This is a genomic window from Geobacter sp. DSM 9736, from assembly GCF_900187405.1.
Taxonomy (GTDB): domain Bacteria; phylum Desulfobacterota; class Desulfuromonadia; order Geobacterales; family Geobacteraceae; genus DSM-9736.
Genome location: NZ_LT896716.1, coordinates 261,790 through 278,490, shown reverse-complemented (window position 1 = coordinate 278,490; position 16,701 = coordinate 261,790). Strand labels below are relative to the sequence as shown.

At 55.8% G+C, this 16,701-nt stretch carries 18 protein-coding genes and 1 tRNA gene; 8 read left to right on the top strand and 11 right to left on the bottom strand.

Annotated elements, in window-relative coordinates; all coding sequences use genetic code 11:
• Positions 1–18: 18 nt before the first annotated feature.
• From CFB04_RS01285 to CFB04_RS01275, 3 genes are all read right to left on the bottom strand, one after another.
• Positions 19–897 carry an EamA family transporter gene (locus tag CFB04_RS01285; RefSeq protein ID WP_088533581.1) on the bottom strand — a complete coding sequence of 293 codons (879 nt, stop codon included), beginning with the start codon at positions 895–897 and terminating at the stop codon, positions 19–21.
• A gap of 126 nt (positions 898–1,023) precedes the next feature.
• Positions 1,024–1,884: a cytochrome C gene (locus tag CFB04_RS01280; RefSeq protein ID WP_231934309.1), complete on the bottom strand. Its 861-nt coding sequence runs from the start codon at positions 1,882–1,884 to the stop codon at positions 1,024–1,026.
• Between the two features lie 88 nt (positions 1,885–1,972).
• On the bottom strand, positions 1,973–2,983 hold the full coding sequence (locus CFB04_RS01275) for a hypothetical protein (RefSeq protein WP_088533579.1): 1,011 nt from the start codon (positions 2,981–2,983) through the stop codon (positions 1,973–1,975).
• Between the two features lie 269 nt (positions 2,984–3,252).
• On the opposite strand from CFB04_RS01275, the gene CFB04_RS01270 reads away from it, so the two are divergent.
• From CFB04_RS01270 to phoU, 7 genes are all read left to right on the top strand, one after another.
• Positions 3,253–4,014, top strand: a complete 762-nt coding sequence (locus CFB04_RS01270; RefSeq protein WP_088533578.1) for a DUF4350 domain-containing protein — start codon at positions 3,253–3,255, stop codon at positions 4,012–4,014.
• Between the two features lie 144 nt (positions 4,015–4,158).
• Positions 4,159–4,341: a hypothetical protein gene (locus CFB04_RS01265; RefSeq protein ID WP_088533577.1), complete on the top strand. Its 183-nt coding sequence runs from the start codon at positions 4,159–4,161 to the stop codon at positions 4,339–4,341.
• Between the two features lie 244 nt (positions 4,342–4,585).
• Positions 4,586–5,614, top strand: coding sequence for a phosphate ABC transporter substrate-binding protein PstS (gene pstS / locus CFB04_RS01260; RefSeq protein WP_088533576.1), 1,029 nt, complete (start codon positions 4,586–4,588; stop codon positions 5,612–5,614).
• 73 nt (positions 5,615–5,687) lie between these two features.
• A complete protein-coding gene (gene pstC, locus CFB04_RS01255; RefSeq protein WP_088533575.1) occupies positions 5,688–6,641 on the top strand; it encodes a phosphate ABC transporter permease subunit PstC in 954 nt (317 codons plus the stop codon).
• A complete protein-coding gene (pstA, locus tag CFB04_RS01250) occupies positions 6,638–7,474 on the top strand; it encodes a phosphate ABC transporter permease PstA (protein ID WP_088533574.1) in 837 nt (278 codons plus the stop codon). Before pstC ends, pstA begins: the two co-directional genes overlap by 4 nt.
• Positions 7,475–7,482: 8 nt before the next feature.
• Positions 7,483–8,241 carry a phosphate ABC transporter ATP-binding protein PstB gene (pstB, locus tag CFB04_RS01245; RefSeq protein ID WP_088533573.1) on the top strand — a complete coding sequence of 253 codons (759 nt, stop codon included), beginning with the start codon at positions 7,483–7,485 and terminating at the stop codon, positions 8,239–8,241.
• 81 nt (positions 8,242–8,322) lie between these two features.
• Positions 8,323–8,994: a phosphate signaling complex protein PhoU gene (gene phoU, locus CFB04_RS01240; protein WP_088533572.1), complete on the top strand. Its 672-nt coding sequence runs from the start codon at positions 8,323–8,325 to the stop codon at positions 8,992–8,994.
• Positions 8,995–9,023: 29 nt separating this feature from the next.
• Here phoU and mtaB read toward each other — a convergent pair whose 3' ends face one another.
• From mtaB to cysE, 5 genes are read right to left on the bottom strand one after another with little or no spacing between them, the layout of a single operon-like run.
• Complete coding sequence (mtaB, locus tag CFB04_RS01235) at positions 9,024–10,325, bottom strand: tRNA (N(6)-L-threonylcarbamoyladenosine(37)-C(2))-methylthiotransferase MtaB (RefSeq protein ID WP_088533571.1); 1,302 nt, start codon at positions 10,323–10,325, stop codon at positions 9,024–9,026.
• A gap of 3 nt (positions 10,326–10,328) precedes the next feature.
• Complete coding sequence (gene mnmA, locus CFB04_RS01230; RefSeq protein WP_088533570.1) at positions 10,329–11,420, bottom strand: tRNA 2-thiouridine(34) synthase MnmA; 1,092 nt, start codon at positions 11,418–11,420, stop codon at positions 10,329–10,331.
• A gap of 49 nt (positions 11,421–11,469) precedes the next feature.
• The gene (nifS, locus tag CFB04_RS01225; RefSeq protein WP_088533569.1) at positions 11,470–12,603 is read right to left on the bottom strand and encodes a cysteine desulfurase NifS; all 1,134 of its coding nucleotides are present in this window, start codon (positions 12,601–12,603) and stop codon (positions 11,470–11,472) included.
• Positions 12,604–12,609: 6 nt separating this feature from the next.
• Complete coding sequence (locus tag CFB04_RS01220; RefSeq protein ID WP_088533568.1) at positions 12,610–13,044, bottom strand: Rrf2 family transcriptional regulator; 435 nt, start codon at positions 13,042–13,044, stop codon at positions 12,610–12,612.
• The gene (cysE, locus tag CFB04_RS01215; protein ID WP_088533567.1) at positions 13,045–13,722 is read right to left on the bottom strand and encodes a serine O-acetyltransferase; all 678 of its coding nucleotides are present in this window, start codon (positions 13,720–13,722) and stop codon (positions 13,045–13,047) included. It lies immediately after the preceding gene.
• A 248-nt stretch (positions 13,723–13,970) separates the two neighbouring features.
• Here cysE and CFB04_RS01210 point away from each other — a divergent pair, with 248 nt between their 5' ends.
• Positions 13,971–14,333: a hypothetical protein gene (locus CFB04_RS01210; RefSeq protein ID WP_157698683.1), complete on the top strand. Its 363-nt coding sequence runs from the start codon at positions 13,971–13,973 to the stop codon at positions 14,331–14,333.
• A gap of 34 nt (positions 14,334–14,367) precedes the next feature.
• On the opposite strand, the gene CFB04_RS01205 is transcribed toward CFB04_RS01210, so the two are convergent.
• The 3 genes from CFB04_RS01205 to CFB04_RS01195 all read right to left on the bottom strand — a co-directional run bounded on the left by CFB04_RS01205 (position 14,368) and on the right by CFB04_RS01195 (position 16,669).
• Positions 14,368–14,455, bottom strand: a tRNA-Leu gene (locus tag CFB04_RS01205).
• A 117-nt stretch (positions 14,456–14,572) separates the two neighbouring features.
• Positions 14,573–14,851, bottom strand: a complete 279-nt coding sequence (locus tag CFB04_RS01200; protein WP_088533565.1) for an integration host factor subunit beta — start codon at positions 14,849–14,851, stop codon at positions 14,573–14,575.
• A gap of 66 nt (positions 14,852–14,917) precedes the next feature.
• Positions 14,918–16,669 (bottom strand): 30S ribosomal protein S1, encoded by a 1,752-nt coding sequence (locus tag CFB04_RS01195; RefSeq protein WP_088533564.1) that lies wholly within the window; start codon positions 16,667–16,669, stop codon positions 14,918–14,920.
• Between the last annotated feature and the right edge of the window lie 32 nt (positions 16,670–16,701).

The window sequence follows — 16,701 nt, the reverse complement described above, 5'->3', positions numbered from 1 at the left end:
GAGTCTCATCCCGAACATTCACTCTGCGGCAAGCCGGATCAGGAAGACCCCGACGACAATGAGGAAAGCCGAGGCGATCCTGATCCTGCCGCATCTTTCCCCCAGAAACATGATCCCGATCAGGACCCCGATCACTACGCTCACCTGCCGCACAGCAACGGCGTAGCTCATCGGCGAAAGGCTCAGACCGTAGCGAAAGGAGAGGAAGGAACCCATCATCACAGGCCCGCTCAGGAGGATCAGCCCCCGGTTTTCCCTCCATTCGGTCAGAACCTGATCGCGGTACCGGCTGCGAAGCAGATTCACCGTCATCAGCCCTAACATGAAGATCACGAGCAGGTAAGTAAAATATAGCGGAGAATAGCGCTGCACTCCCGACTTGTCTATGACTGCCCCAAGAGAATAGATGAACCCCGCCGCAAGGGCGGCCTGGACCGAAGGGTCGGAAAGATTCCTCACCGGCCTCAGCATCTCCTCCAGCGAAAGTCGCCGTAATTGAATGAAACATGCACCCGTCATAACGAGGAGCATGCCACTCCCTCCCGCCACTGTCAGCCGTTCATCGAGAAGCAGTCCTCCCCACAACGGCACGTAGAGCATCGAAGTCTGGGAAAGGGGGTACGTAAGGGAAAGATCGCCGCTGCGATACGCGCGGCCATTGCAGAGGTGATAAAGGAAAAAACAGCAGGCTCCCCCTGCTCCAAGCAGCATCACCGTTTTATCGGGAGCAGGGAAAGTGCCGGGAAGCAAGGGTAGCATCAGGGTGAACAGAAGTGCGGAGCAGACAAACATCCACCAGATGAAAACGGTCTTGTGGCGGCTCCGCTTCACCAGCAGGTTCCAGAGGGCATGCATCAGCCCTGAAAAAAGGATGAGAGAGAAAGCGAAGGAACTCACGGCGCCATTATAGCTGCAATTCCCCCTTTCACCAGAAAAATATCCATCCTCTGTAGCAAGGGGGGCAGTCCAAAAGAAAAGCCCCCGGTGGGATCACCGGGGGCTGAAGTTGCAGTTACAACCAAGTTACTTCTTTTTCTGGTTCACCGGCAGGTCATGTACATCCAGGTGACATCCGAGACATTTCGGGAATTTCTCAAGAATTTCCTTCTTGTGGGGAGTCCCGTGGCACTCCTGGCACTGCGGAACGTATTTGTGCCGTGTATGGTGGCAGTTGGCGCAGTTCACCTTGCCGTGGAGGCTGGGTGTCTTCTTCCACTTCTCGAAGACCTTTCCGTGGCAGGCGCCGCAGGCAACAGCAGGTGTCGTCTTTTCGTAGGTAATCTCACGCGGCTTGTGCACCGGGTGGCACTTGATGCAGGTCGAGAACTCCTGCCCCTGATAGTGGGGCTTATGGCACGCTGAACATGCCGGTTTGAATCCGTGGGAGGTATGGCATTTCTGGCACGCGAGCTTGCTGTGCTTGCTCGGGAACTTGACTACCTGTTCCTTCGGACCTGCATGGCACTGACCGCAGGCATTCACAAGCCGGGTCGTCATTCCCATTTTCTTGGGTGCATGAGGATCGGAGTGACAGTTGCTGCAGTCGGTGATTGCCTGCCCGTGGGGCTTTGCGTGACAGGAATCGCACTTGGGCATTATTTCGTCCCAGTTCCCCTTCTTCGGGTTGTAACTGTGGAACGAGGTGTGGCACTTCTGGCACTCAAAACGGTGCTTGCCGCCGGCGGTCTTCAGGCTTCCGAAAACCTTCTCGTGGCACTGAGCGCACTGGGCTGGAGTGAGAGGGGTGGGAGTGGCGGAATACATTTCCTGATTCACCGGGATCTCCACCGTAGCTACCTTCTTACCCCCTTGGGCGGCAAATGCGGTGGTCGCGAAGAGCAGCGACAGCATCCCCAGAATAGCACTCGTCCTTTTTAATAGCACTGGTCATCCTCCTGTCTTTTATAAGGGTCATTGCAGAAATTGGGTTCAATTAATACATCTTCCGGAAATCCATTGTCAACACGAAAAACTAAAATATCGCGGCTTTCTGTGCCGCCGATCCCCCTCCAGACAGATAGTTGGCAATGAGGATATAGTCGTCGATGAAATCATGCCTTCCGTCGTGGTTGAGGTCAAAGGATGCCTGCTCCACCCCGGCTCTTCCCACCAGAAGCTCCAAAAGCTCGGCTTCCTCAAAAGGCTTCTTCTTTCCGTTTTCGTAAAGGGGGGCCACGACGAGCGGTATTTCGTACAGCATACCTCCCCTCATGATGCTGAGCACGGCTTCTATCGTCCCCTTCTCCGGCACGACCTCTATCACCCAACCACCTTCCCTCACCCCGATGGAAAAGAGTCTCGCACCGCGAACGGCAAAGCCGGGAGCAAGCTCCTCCCTCTCCCTGGAGGAAATGAACAGTTTTACTCTACCGATCCCGTTGGAAATTGCCACCGGTGGCTCCTGCCTGTACCCTGCCCCCGCCGGCGCCTGGAAGAGAAACATCAAGTTTCCCGGCGTCCTTTCTCCCTTGAATTCCCTGAACCGGTCGAGTACCGATGAATGAAGTGCGACACGCTTATCAGGATCGGGGCGCGAAGCGGATGAAGGTGTGGGAACTGCCGGGCCGGGCGGCACAGAAATCTTTGTGCGAACGGGTACAGGCATCCCTCGGCGATCTATGGCCGACACGGCCATTGTGGCAACCCCACCAGAAACATCCTGCACCTTATCAAAGGATACACTTGCGAGTTCCCCTGAAGATGCGAACGACCCGGGATTGAGGATGCCGATCCGCAGGCTGCCGGCGCCCCGTACGCTCCATTTCAGCAGGGCCTCCCGGGCCAGCGCTCCCTTGACCACCCGGGGCCCGGCCAGATATTTAGGATCGTATGTCAGATAGACATCCACGGCGGCAAGTCTGTCAATTCCCGTACCAGTAACAGCGAATGTCCTTTCGCCTGACGGGACCACGGTCAACTCCACCGCGCTGCATGCTCCGGCAGTACATAGGATAATAGATATCGCCAGGAATACCGAAATCATCGCTCCGTAAGTTATGCAGTAAAATTCGAGGCGCGTGGGCAGCTTCTGAATTATAAAGCATTTATTATAAAAAGCGACCGCACCTGTTTCATATATGCTGCTCCACCTGGAGAGTAACCGGACACACCCCGCACATGCCCCTTTCATGGAAGCGGAAAACAGCCATAGAAAGAAATAGGAGTTGCATATTCAGAGCACAGAGTATATAAGACCAAACAGGTCGTCTTTATCTGTTTGTGTCGCATACTTGCCATCACAAGGAGTCGTCTATGAAGCCAATCATTCAGATCTCTCTCTTACTGACTCTCGCCCTTATCGTACCGGTATCAGCGACCGCAGCAGAAGCCGGAGCAATCCTCATTGACGAGGGGCATGACCAGCGCTTCCTGATGAATCGAGAGTCCCCCCTCGATCTGTCGGAGTTCGCCGCGCGTCTCCGCCGGGTGAACTCGAAAGTGGCTGCCCTGCACCATGAGATAACCCCGGAAGCTCTTGCCGAGGCAACGGGCCTCGTGCTTTCGGGGCCTTTCAAGCAATATTCGGATAAGGAAATCGAAGCGATCGTCCGGTTTGTCGAGAAGGGGGGGAAACTCGCCATCATGCTTCACATCGCCCAGCCACTGACAGCACTTCTCCATCGCCTCGACGTGGATTTCTCAAACGGAACCCTGCGGGAGACGGAAAACGCAATCAAGGGGAATCCCCAGAATTTCAGGGTTCAGCGCCTTTCGCAGGATTCCTTTACCCGCGGCATCGAAGGTTTCAGTCTCCACGGTGCCTGGGCACTCGCCTGTACCGGCGACCCTTGCACCGTAATCGCCGAAACCGGAGATCGTGCATGGATTGACCTCGACGGCAGCAGCACACTTTCCGGGGGTGATGCGGTGCAGCGGTTCGCGGTCGCTGTGACGGGGAAGCGCGGAAAGGGGGAGTTCTTGGTATTTGGAGATGACGCACTTTTCCAGAACAAGTTTCTCGATGCTGAGAATGCACTGCTGGCCGACCGGCTCGCCGCATGGCTGGCAGATTGATCGAATCCTCACCGATCAGTAAAAAGTATTGCTCATAGACAGAAGGACATATCCGCTCGACGTGGTATAATCGCACCTTGTATTGCTTGTATTCTGCGGCAACTGCCGAATGGGTTTTTTTCCTTTCTGCAGAAAGGGATTACCATGGAACGGAAAGCTGTCATAGTCTGCCCCGGCTGTAAAAGGGTCAAAAGGTTTGGGGCCTGGATTGAGCTTACATATAACGAGCGACTGGTCATCAACGGCTTTACGACAGAGGAAATCGGCAAAATGTGCGAAGAGTGCCTGGATGCACAGAAAAAGCTGCGTATCGCCTCTAACGCCTGACCGAAGCACCGCCAGATATACCTTCCCTACGCACCTCCTTCCCCACCGAAGCTGAGTCTGCAGCAGTTCGTCCTCCATGCGGCCAGCCGAAACTGCTTACCTCACCCTCCCACGCCAAATGCATCTACCTGAAAAATTGCTACAATTTGCATATGAGCACATGTTTAACCCAATCTTACCCTCTCCGTAACACGCCTGTAACACTTCAATGATACAAGGAGCAAAAAAGATACAAGGAGGAGATATGCTGAGCAACCTGAGATTAAGCATCTGTTTGGTTCTTATCCTGCCGTCGTTTCTGATCGCGCCTACGGCCTTCGCCGAGACTCTGGTAAACGGAGCGGGGGCGACCTTCCCCTACCCGCTTTACTCCAAATGGTTCAGCGAGTACGCAAAGATCGACCCTACAGTCAAGTTCAATTACCAGTCCATCGGCAGCGGCGGTGGAATCAAGCAGATAACCGCTCAAACCGTCGACTTCGGAGCCTCAGACAAATTTCTTAGCGATCAGGAACTGAAGGCGGCGCCGGGAAAGCTGCTGCACATTCCTACGGTTATGGGGGCGGTGGTCGTCACCTATAATGTCCCAGGGATAGGCAAGGGGCTCAAGCTCTCGTCGGAGAATGTCGCCGAAATTTTCCTGGGTAAGCTCACCAAGTGGAACGACCCGAGAATCGTCAGGGACAACCCCGGCATGCAACTTCCCAATCAGCCGATCATCGTCGTTCGCCGCTCCGACGGAAGCGGAACCACCAGCATCTTCACCGATTATCTGTCAGGAGTGAGCCCTGAGTGGGCCCAAAAGGTCGGCAAGGGTGCTTCGGTAAAATGGCCGGTGGGACTCGGCGGCAAGGGAAATGAAGGAGTAGCCGGCCAGATAAAGACGACCCGCTACACCATTGGGTACGTCGAAATGGCCTACGCCATAGAGAACAAGCTCTCCTATGCTACCATCAGGAACAAGGCAGGGGCGTTCATCGAGCCCTCAATCAAAACGACGAGCGCTGCGGCAGCCGCCGCAGCAAAAAAGATGCCTGCAGACTACCGGATATCCCTCGTCAATCAGCCGGGAAAGGAAGCTTACCCGATCGTCGGCTTCACGTGGCTCCTCGTCTACGAGAAGCAGAAGGACCCGGTAAAGGGGAAAAAGCTGGTCGAATTTCTCAGGTGGAGCATGACCAAGGGGCAGAAGATGGCAGCCCCCCTCCTCTACGCCCCGCTACCCCAGAATGTGACGAAAATGGTAGAAAAGACGATCAAGACAATCCAGTAACTGCTGCTTTTCTGCGGGAAGCGGCAGCCCAAACTCAGCCAGCCGCTTCCCATGATCCGATCGGAGCTTTCTTTTGGCATCTGAAGTACAACGAAAATGGAAGATTGAACCCGGGTTCTGTGGTGACTGCGTCTTCAAGGGCATTACCGCGCTCCTGGCCCTAAGTATCATCGCAATCCTGTGCCTGATGATGTACGAGATGATCCGACAGAGCCTTCCCTCTCTGCGTGCCTTCGGACTGAGCTTTCTGACCGGAAGCGATTGGGACGTGGTCCAGGAGAAGTTCGGCGCGCTTCCTTATCTGTACGGTTCCCTTGTCTCGTCGGTGCTTGCGCTGGCTCTGGCTACTCCACTCAGCGTCGGCACAGCACTTTTCATCACGGAGATAGCCCCAAAACGGGCGGGTGCCGCGATTGCAGCACTCGTTGAGCTCCTTGCCGCGATTCCGAGTGTCATCTACGGCCTGTGGGGAGTTCTTGTCATGGCTCCGTGGCTGCAGCGCTCGGTACAGCCCCTGCTCATCGAGCACCTCGGGTTCCTCCCCTTCTTTGAGGGGGCACCTTACGGTGTGAGCATGCTTGCTGCCATCTTCATACTTATGGTCATGGTTGTGCCGATAATCACCTCCATTACCAAGGAGGTGCTATTGGCCGTGCCGCAGACCCAGAAGGAGGCTGCAATAGCCCTGGGAGCTACCAGGTGGGAAATGATCCGTATGGCGGTCCTCCCGTACGGGAAGTCGGGGATCGTCGGCGCCGTCATCCTCGGACTCGGACGTGCGGTGGGTGAAACCATGGCGGTCACCATGGTGATTGGAAACTCGCCACAGATCTCCCTGTCGCTTCTCTCTCCCGCCTACACGATGCCGAGCGTCATCGCCAACGAATTCGCGGAGGCTACTTCGCCCCTTCATTCAGCCGCGCTGATGGAAATCGGCCTCATCCTGCTGACGGTGACCATCGTCATCAACGGTTTCGCCCGCCTACTCCTATGGAGTGTGACCCGAAAGGAAGGAGGCCGCCGATGAGGCTCCGAAGCCGTAAACTGGGCAGCATGCTGATGACCTTGCTGATGATGCTTTCCACCGTGGCGGTATTGATCCCTCTCGGACTCATCTTCGCGCACATCATGAAAATGGGCCTCGACAGCATCACCCTCGACTTCTTCACGGAAATTCCCAGGCCGACCGGAGAGGCCGGCGGAGGGATGGCAAACGGCATAGCCGGGTCTGCCATAGTGGTCGGCCTTGCATCCTTTCTGGGTGTACCCGTAGGAGTGCTCGGAGCCATCTACCTATCTGAGTACGGAGGAAACCGCATATCCACCGCCATCCGTTTTGCCGCCGATATTCTTTCAGGAATTCCATCGATCATTACCGGGATGGTCGCATACGCTCTTATCGTTGTCCCCATGAAAGGTTTTTCGGCCTGGGCAGGGGCGGCTGCCCTCTCCCTCATCATGGTACCTATCGTGCTCAGAACCACAGAAGAGCAGCTCAAGATGGTCCCGGACTCTCTGCGGGAAGCGTCCCTGGCCCTCGGGATCCCCCTCTGGCGGACGACCCTCAAGGTCACGCTGCGAAGCGCCCTCACGGGAGTCGTGACAGGCATACTCCTCGCGCTCGCCCGCATTGCCGGTGAGACGGCACCGCTTCTGTTCACCTCCCTCGGCAACCAGTTCTGGGGAACCAGCCTCGCCCAGCCGATGGCAGCCCTCCCCCTACAGATCTTCAACTTCGCGATATCACCTTATGAAGACTGGCACAAGCTGGCATGGGGAGGCGCGCTGGTCCTCGTTACACTTATGTTCGGCATCAACCTCTCCGCCAGATACTTCGGCAGGAGCAAGCATAGAAGCTAGGGGAACGAATGAACCAAAAACTCGAACTGCATCAGCTGAATGTCTTTTTCGGTCAGAACCATGCTGTGAAAAACGTCGATCTCTCCTTCAGGGAAAACAGCGTAACAGCTATCATCGGACCCTCGGGGTGCGGCAAATCCACCGTCCTGCGCAGCATCAACCGGATGCACGATCTCGTGCCCGCGGCACGGGTGACGGGGCAGATACTGCTGGAAGGAACCAACATCTACGACAAGAGCGCCGATCCCGTCTCCATCAGACGGCGGATCGGCATGGTGTTCCAGAAGCCCAACCCCTTCCCTGCAATGTCGATCTACGATAACGTCATCGCAGGGTACAAGCTCATGGGTGGAGTGAAGCGGAATGCGCTCGATGAAGTTGTCGAATCCAGCCTGCAGCGGGTCGCCCTCTGGGACGAAGTGAAAGACCGGTTGAAATCCAATGCTATGGAACTATCGGGAGGGCAACAGCAGCGGCTGTGCATAGCCAGGACCATTGCGGTCAAGCCGGAGGTAATTTTGATGGATGAACCCGCCTCGGCGCTCGACCCGATTTCCACCCTAAAGATCGAGGAACTGATCGAAGAGCTGAAGGAAAAGTACACCATCGTCATCGTCACCCATAACATGCAGCAGGCAGCACGGGTATCCGACGTAACGGCATTCTTCTACCTGGGGGAACTGATCGAATGCGACGCGACACGGAAAATATTCACGGCCCCGGAAAAAAAGCGGACTGAAGACTATATCACGGGGCGGTTCGGCTAAGCGGTTTACCACTCTCACGCGTTGCGGTTAGCTTCTATCCTCAACCTCAACCTTGACCTGATTCACGATTGGAGAAGATAAATGGAAAGGGAGCACTTCAGCAGGCATTTCGACGAGGAGCTGAATGAGATACGCGGTAAGCTTCTCGAAATGGGGGGCAAGGTGGAGCAGATGATCGCCAACGCCATGAAAGCCCTCGTCGAACGGGACACGGAGCTAGCGGAGCGGACCATCAAGTTCGACCACGAAATCAATGGCCTGGAGATGGAGATAGACGAGAAGTGCCTCCACCTTCTTGCCCGTCGGCAGCCCGCGGCCCGCGATTTGAGATTCGTAACGATCGCGCTGAAGATAGTGACGGATCTGGAGAGAATCGGAGACCAGTGCGCCAACATCTGCAAGCGGACCCGGGAGCTGAACATGGAGCAGCCGCTCAAGCCGTACATCGACCTGCCCCGGATGGCTAAGCTCGCATCGGACATGGTGAAGGAAGCGCTGGACGCGTTTGTCAGGGGTGACGACGAACTCGCGCTCAAGGTTTGTAGGGATGACCAGCAGGTGGACGACCTGAACGATCAGATCCAGCGGGAACTATTGACGTTCATGATGGCGGACCCGGCAACTATCTCCCGCGCAATCAAGATCAACTATATTGCAAAGTGCCTCGAACGGATTGCAGACCACGCAACAAACGTGGCGGAAATGGTTATCTTCATGGTGAAGGGGAAGGACATCCGCCACACGATCGCATAGCTTCTTGCGCAGCGGCAGCCATGGAGTTATTACAGGACCGCCTGCAGCTCTCCCACCAGCCCCTCACCTGAACTACCCAGGATGCGGACCGTCACCTCGCGATTATACGTATCCCGATTTCCGGGAAAGGAGACGGAGACGTAGTGACGGGATAACCCTTTCAGATTCCCCGAGCCATCCGAGGATTGAACCAGGACCCGGATCGTTTTCCCGACGAAGCATGCATGATATTCATCCCTCTTTCTTTCTGAAAGCTCGCGGAGCCGGCGCGCCCGCTCGGTAATTACGCGGGGTGGAAGGTGGCCGGACATGGACGCAGCCGCAGTTCCGGGGCGGAGGGAATAGGGAAAGACGTGAAGATAGGCTATGGGGAGGGATTCGACAAGACTCCAGCCCGCCAGGAATTCTTCCTCCGTTTCACCGGGAAATCCTGCGATCATGTCTAGACCTATACAGATTCCAGGAACTGCAGCAGAAAGGCGACCGACAAGTTCGGCGAAGAATCGGGCTGTGTAGGTCCGGTTCATCCGATGAAGAACTCCGTCCGCCCCGCTCTGGAGGGGGATGTGGATATGGGGGCATATTACTTTCGACCGCGCTACCAGATCTATCAGCTCATCACCTATCTCGGCGGGCTCCAGGGAACCCAGGCGCAACCGCGGGACGAGCTGCCGTCTCTCCACCTCCTGCAATAAACCATGAAGCGATGCCGGCGGCTCCAGATCAAGCCCGTAAGCACTCAGATGGATACCGGTGAGGACCACTTCCTGATACCCGGAGGCAGCAAATGAAGCGATGCCTTTGAGGACCTCTTCAGTGGAAACACTTCTGCTGCGCCCTCTGGCATAGGGTACGATACAGTAGGAACAGAAAGCGTCGCATCCATTCTGGACCTGGAGAAATGCACGCGTATGCTCGGCGAAGCTTTCCAGCGCCAGCGGTGCAGCATGCCTTTCGCCGGTTATGTCCGAGACGAGAACCCTCCCTTCCGCAGGCGCTTCCCGCAGGAAAGAGACGATATCTTTTTTTTCAGTATTTCCAAGGATGAGATCGACACCGGGAAGTGCGCGGAGTTCCTCGGGGGCGACCTGCGCGTAGCAACCGGTCACCACGATTCGCGCATTCGGGGTTTTCCTTTGCGCCCGGCGTATGAGCCGCCGCGACTCGGCATCAGTGCGGGCGGTCACAGTGCAGGTATTGATGATGTAGACATCGGCCTGTTCATCGAAAGGAACGACGACAAATCCTTCCTTGCCGAGTATTTCCCCCATACCGGCTGATTCGAACTGGTTTGTCTTGCACCCTAGGGTGGTGATTGCGACCCGTTGCATACCTTACTCGATCCCCGCCGTTATCCAGCCACCGCCCAAAACGCTATCACCATCGTAAAGGACTACGGCCTGCCCAGGAGTGACCGCACGTTGAGGCTCCCCGAACAATACCTCTGCTCCCCCCCCTGCCAGCGGACGGACAACGCACGGTACCGGCTGGTGACGGTAGCGAATCTTGCAGGAGGCCCCCATTGGATCGGCATGCGGAGGCACAATCCAATTCATGTGTTCCGCAATGACACCGCGGCTCAGGAGTTCATCCTTCGCTCCGACAACCACTTCGCACCTCTCCGCATCGACCCCCACCACATAAAGAGGATGAGCGTGGGCTATTCCGAGCCCCTTGCGCTGTCCGACGGTGTACCTGTAGATTCCGTCGTGGGTTCCGAGGACGTTTCCTCTCCGGTCCACGATCTTCCCCGAAAGAAGCCCAGTTCCGCGCTCCTCTTCGAGAAACCGCACATAATCGTCATCCGGTATGAAACAGATCTCCTGACTCTCCCCCTTTTCGGCGACTCTCAGACCGTAGTGCGCCGCCAGCCTGCGGACTTCCTGTTTCGTGAGCTCCCCCAGAGGGAACAAGGTCGACGCCATCTGCTCGGGGGTGAGAGCGAAGAGGAAGTAGCTCTGATCCTTCTGGGGGTCCACCCCTTTGAGGAGCCTATAGTTACCATCTTCCCGTGCGATGCGGGCATAGTGCCCGGTGGCGAGACAGTCGGCGCCGAGTCCCCGGGCCTTGGCCAGAAGAAGCTCGAATTTCACCACCTGGTTGCAACGAACGCACGGGTTCGGGGTTCGCCCCCTGAAGTATTCGTCAACGAAATCTTCGACGACGATCCGCCTGAACTCCTCCTCGAAATTGACCACGTAAAAAGGGATATCGAGTTGCTCCGCCACCCGCCGGGCATCCTGGAGGTCGTCCAGAGAACAACAGGAACCGAAGTTCTCATCCGCTGCAGAATCGGAATGATCCCACAGCTGCATGGAGATCCCGATCACCTCGTGCCCCTGCTCCCTGAGTAGTGCGGCGGTTACCGAGGAATCGACGCCGCCGCTCATGGCGACGACTACGCGTCTGGGTCTGGCATTATTCATGTTGATTCCGTTCTTCCTGATTCATGCTGATGAAAAAGAATGGCGCGCGCTAGCTGCGCAGCCGCTCCACGAGGTGTGGCAGCAGATCGAGCACTCTTGTCACATCCTCATCGCAGTTGTAGAGACCGAGGGAAAACCGGATAGAGCCTCTCGCGATTTCAGGGGGTATCCCCATGGCTGCAAGAACGGCAGAGGAGCGAAGGGTGCCGGAACTGCAGGCTGCTCCGGAGGAAACCGCGACCCCCTCAAGATCAAGGCTCATGAGGAGGGAGTCCGCGGCCACACCCTCGAATGATACACTGAGGGTATTAGGGAGCCTTCTTCCGCGGCTGCCGTTGATCTGTGCGCCGGGCACACGTGTGAGGATGCCTTCTTCAAGTCGGTCCCGCAACAGCGCAAGTCGCCGGGCCTCCTGCATCATCTCATCGCAAGCGAGCTCGCAAGCTTTTCCGAAAGCCACGGCCCCTGCCACGTTCTCGGTTCCGGCACGGCGGTTTCTCTCCTGGGCGCCCCCGTGTATGAAGGGAACGACCTTTACACCCTTCCTCACCACGAGCGCTCCCGTTCCTTTCGGCGCATGTAGCTTATGTCCGGAGAGGGAGAGGAGCTGGATATTCATCTCTCTGACATCCACAGGCAGACGTCCAACAGCCTGAACGGCATCGGAATGGAGATATATCCTGCGACGGCTCGCGATTTCACCCAGCTGCGCAACCGGCATCAGAGTCCCCGTTTCATTGTTGGCGAACATGACGGAGATTAGGATCGTCTGGGGCGTAATGGCAGCCTCGATCGCCTCCGGGTCGACTAGTCCCGTCCGGCCCACATCCACCCGCGTCACCTCGAAACCGGCTTGCTCCAGATAAGAACAGGCGTTGCTGACGGCAGGATGCTCGACAGTTGTGGTGATGATGTGGTTGCCGCGTCCCCGCAAAGCCTCCGCGACCCCTTTGATGGCCATGTTGTCCGCTTCGGTTCCGGAGGAGGTGAAGACGACTTCCGCCGGGTCGCAGTTCACAAGGCGGGCAACCCGCTCACGTGCTTCCTCTACCGCCCTCTTCGCGTCCCTTCCTGCCCGATGAATGCTCGAAGGGTTGCCGAACCGTTCCCGATAAAACGGCAACATCGCATCAAGAACCTCCGGACGAACGGGGGTCGTCGCATTGTAGTCCATGTAGATCATTGTAGATTAACGTTCAATTCCGGGGGTTTTGTCCGCCGCTTCCCGCACCAGGTCTTCCAGGGTCTTCGAGGAGAGGAATTTGTGGATGGTATCGCCGAGTTCCTTCCAGAGGTCGTATGTTACGCACCGGGCAGCCCGTGAGCACCCGGATCCGCTCTCATCAAGGCATGCCACTGGGTTCAGTGGTTCTTCCACCGTTGTCACGATTTCGCTGACCGGGATCCGCTCACCCTTTCGGGCGAGGACATAGCCCCCGCCAGGGCCGCGAACACTCCTGACAAGGTCCCCTTTTTTGAGCCGATTGAAAAGCTGCTCGAGATAGTTGAGGGGGATATCCTCCCGACGCGCGATATCCTTTAGTGCGACCGGCCTTCCCGCAGAATTCATAGACAGATCTACAAGCGCCCTGACTGCGTATTGAGCCTTCGTGGATAAACGCATTTACAGTCCGGCTACCTTCTTTTTGAGCGTTTCGTGCTCAGCGGCAAGAGCTTGATATTTCTTCTCCAGCTCCCTTATCTGATCGAAAAGGCAAGAAATTGCTTTGGCCTCAGGGTCTGGAAGTTTTCCGTGCTCCAGATCCACCCTTCCGCCGGGCTCTTTGTCAGGAGCCATCACCACCCGCCCAGGTATGCCAACGACGGTCGAATGAGGAGGTACTTCCTTGACAACCACTGAGTTGGAGCCCACCTTGCTGTCAGCGCCTACAGTAAATGGACCGAGTATCTTAGCGCCGGATCCGATCACAACATTGTCCTCTATCGTCGGATGACGCTTTGTCTTTTCCCAGCTGACACCGCCGAGGGTCACCCCGTGATAGAGTGTAACATTGTCGCCGATCTCGGCTGTTTCCCCGATCACGACTCCCATACCGTGATCGATGAAAAAACGTCTGCCAATCTTGGCGCCCGGATGAATCTCTATCCCTGTAAAAAACCGCCCCAGATGTGAAGTGAAACGCCCGAGAAAGTAAAAACCATGCACCCACAGCCAATGGGCAAGGCGATGAAACCAGAGGGCGTGAAGTCCGGGATAGCAAAAAAAGACTTCGAGCGAACTTCGAGCTGCAGGATCGCGGTCAAAAACGGCCTTGATATCGTCGCGCAAGCCTGAAAACATAGATTACCTCATAATCGGAAGTTGGCGGAACACAGGAGCATGCTAGAAATATCATACCATACTAAATGCGTCAACTATTTCCCCGAAACACGGCGACCAAGAAAGTAGGGTACGAGGGAGAAGTAGACGATGCATGAAGTTAAATGAATCATTGACCGGTCATCAGTGAACCGGTAATATCCTCTCAATTAACATCTCATCATAATGGTAAACTCATGCACTATCGCCATACTCAGCTCGGATACCTGTTGATGGTTATCCTAGGGATAAGTCTCCTAATTTTTCTTGGCCGCCCCTGGTCCTGGCTGGGATTGGTTATGCTGGCGGTGTGTGCAGTGCTTTTTCCGGTACTTACCATCGAAGTGACAGAGGGCCGGCTGATCTGGTATTTCGGCCTTGGCCTTATTCGCAGAGATGTGAGCCTGACAGAGATCGAGCGGATCTCGGTCATGAAGAAAGATAGGTTTAGGGTCTGGTCGATCGACGTGTCGGGACGGCATACGGTGGAGATAGAACTGAAAGATGGAAAAAGAATCCGCCTGGGAACGGATCGGGCGGAAGAATTGGCACAGGTTCTCCAGGATGCAACAGCTCTCCTGCGAAGCACCTGAATGAAAAGCTTGATCGACAACGGAAGATGAATGATGGTGCCCGGAGCCGGGGTCGAACCGGCACAGCGCTAAGCGCCGAGGGATTTTAAGTCCCTTGCGTCTACCAATTCCGCCATCCGGGCCAAGAACTCAGCGTGCCCTACAGACTGACTCCCACCAGTTATGGAAACACCTGCATGACGCAGGTATTACCATAACCGGGGGATATATATCTTGTCGGGAAGTTAGGCAGCAGGAGTTCAGGAATCAACACGCTCCCTGAGCTCCTTGCCGGTCTTGAAGAATGGCACTTTCTTGGCTGGGATGTCGACAAGCTCACCGCTCTTCGGGTTCCTCGCTTCCCTGGCCGAACGCTCCCGCACGGTAAAACTGCCAAAACCGCGGATTTCGACCTTGTCCCCATTCTGTAAAGCTTCGCTCATCGAATCAAAAACAATATTGATGATCATCTCCGACTCCTTGCGAGTCAGCATGGTATTACGTTCGACAATCTTCTCCACCAGTTCACTCTTCGTCATTCACCCACCTCGTGCAGCATTTAAATTGATCAGAGGCCACCCATCTGGGGGCCTCTGTTGCGTTATTTATTGATCCCCGCCGTTTTTCTTCAGGTCTTTTAGCAGGTCTCCCAGGTTGGAAGTCGCTTCCCCTTGTGATTCCATGTAGGCGGCCAGCTCAGCTTTCTCTATTGCACTCTGCAGACTCTTGACGGACAGGCCGATTTTTCTGTCGGACGTATCCACGCTCAACACTACCGCTTCCAACTCGTCCCCAACCTCTGCGAATCCTTTCGGCGTAGGCAGTTTTTCATGCGAGAGTTCGGAGACATGAATAAGCCCCTCGATCCCCTCCTCAAGCTCGATGAAGATTCCGAAGTCGGTCACAGACGACACTTTACCTTTTACGCGGGTGCCAGGCCTGTAGCGGCTGGGAATCTCGGACCAGGGATCGGGGGTAAGCTGCTTGATACCCAGCGACAGGCGCTCGTTGTCCACGTCGATGTTGAGCACGACAGCCTGAACCGTCTGGCCTTTACTGAATACCTCACCCGGATGCTTTATCCGCTTCGTCCAAGAGACGTCGGAGACATGCACAAGGCCGTCGATGCCGTCTTCGATTCCGATAAATACGCCGAAATCGGTGATGTTCTTGATCTGACCCTCGATCTTCGTTCCTACGGGGTACCGCTCGCCGATAACGGTCCAAGGATTCACTTCGGTCTGCTTGAGTCCGAGCGAGATCCTACGATTGCCCATATCGACTCCAAGAACAGCGGCTTCCACCTCTTCCCCTACTTTCAGAATCTCGGAGGGGTGACGCACTCTTCTGGTCCACGACATTTCCGAGACGTGGACTAGCCCCTCCACCCCTTCCTCAAGAGCTATAAAAGCGCCGTATTCAGCGAGACTTACCACTCTGCCACGTACCCGGTCGCCGACCGTATACTTCTGTTCGACAGACAGCCACGGATCCGGCATTGCCTGCTTGAGCCCCAGCGAAATTTTCTCTTTGGAGCGGTCATACTTCAGCACCATGACATTCAGCTTGTCACCTACTTTTATCATTTCTGAAGGATGCCCGAGCCGGCCCCATGACATGTCGGTAACGTGAAGAAGCCCGTCGACGCCACCGAGATCCACGAATGCGCCATACTCGGTAATGTTCTTGACGGTCCCTTCCATAACCTGACCTTCGGCCAGCTTCTCCAGCGTCTGATCCTTCATCACACTGCGCTCCTCTTCGAGGATCACGCGGCGAGAAAGAACTACGTTCCCACGCTTACGGTTCATTTTCAGTATCTTGAACTTTCCTGAAAGACCGATATACTTGTCAAGGTTCCCTCCAGGCCGTATATCTACCTGAGATGCAGGAAGAAATGCCTGCACGCCTATATCGACCATGAGGCCGCCTTTCACCTTGGAAATGACCTTTCCTTCGATGATGCCCCCTTCTCCACCAGCCTCGGCAATCTTCTCCCAGCCGGCTTGCGCTTCCGCCTTCTTCTTCGACAGAACGATGTATCCCCGCTCGTTCTCCGCACGTTCAAAGAGGACGCGCACTTCGTCGCCGACCTTTACCTCGAGATCACCGCTCTCGTTTATGAACTCATTGATGGCTATGCATCCTTCAGATTTGTACCCGACATCCACCAGCACGAAATCCTGGCTGATCTGCACGACTACGCCCTTGACAACCTCACCTACCTGCAACGCGCGAAGGCTTCCGTGGAAGAGTTCCTCGAACTCACCCTGCCCCTGTTCCAGCTCCTCATCGCTATCATGAAAACGCTTGATTGGCGCGTCCTTGAATCTGTTTGATCTTCTCTCATCGGCCATTACAATGGTACCCCCTGATATATTTCGCCTTT

Coding starts and splice junctions, on each gene's coding strand:
- mtaB (WP_088533571.1), bottom strand. CDS start 10,325: ATGCAACGGGTCGCAATCACCACCCTAGGGTGCAAGACAAACCAGTTC.
- CFB04_RS01265 (WP_088533577.1), top strand. CDS start 4,159: ATGGAACGGAAAGCTGTCATAGTCTGCCCCGGCTGTAAAAGGGTCAAA.
- pstB (WP_088533573.1), top strand. CDS start 7,483: ATGAACCAAAAACTCGAACTGCATCAGCTGAATGTCTTTTTCGGTCAG.
- nifS (WP_088533569.1), bottom strand. CDS start 12,603: ATGATCTACATGGACTACAATGCGACGACCCCCGTTCGTCCGGAGGTT.
- cysE (WP_088533567.1), bottom strand. CDS start 13,722: ATGTTTTCAGGCTTGCGCGACGATATCAAGGCCGTTTTTGACCGCGAT.
- phoU (WP_088533572.1), top strand. CDS start 8,323: ATGGAAAGGGAGCACTTCAGCAGGCATTTCGACGAGGAGCTGAATGAG.
- CFB04_RS01270 (WP_088533578.1), top strand. CDS start 3,253: ATGAAGCCAATCATTCAGATCTCTCTCTTACTGACTCTCGCCCTTATC.
- pstA (WP_088533574.1), top strand. CDS start 6,638: ATGAGGCTCCGAAGCCGTAAACTGGGCAGCATGCTGATGACCTTGCTG.
- CFB04_RS01200 (WP_088533565.1), bottom strand. CDS start 14,851: ATGACGAAGAGTGAACTGGTGGAGAAGATTGTCGAACGTAATACCATG.
- CFB04_RS01220 (WP_088533568.1), bottom strand. CDS start 13,044: ATGCGTTTATCCACGAAGGCTCAATACGCAGTCAGGGCGCTTGTAGAT.
- mnmA (WP_088533570.1), bottom strand. CDS start 11,420: ATGAATAATGCCAGACCCAGACGCGTAGTCGTCGCCATGAGCGGCGGC.
- pstS (WP_088533576.1), top strand. CDS start 4,586: ATGCTGAGCAACCTGAGATTAAGCATCTGTTTGGTTCTTATCCTGCCG.
- CFB04_RS01195 (WP_088533564.1), bottom strand. CDS start 16,669: ATGGCCGATGAGAGAAGATCAAACAGATTCAAGGACGCGCCAATCAAG.
- CFB04_RS01275 (WP_088533579.1), bottom strand. CDS start 2,983: ATGATTTCGGTATTCCTGGCGATATCTATTATCCTATGTACTGCCGGA.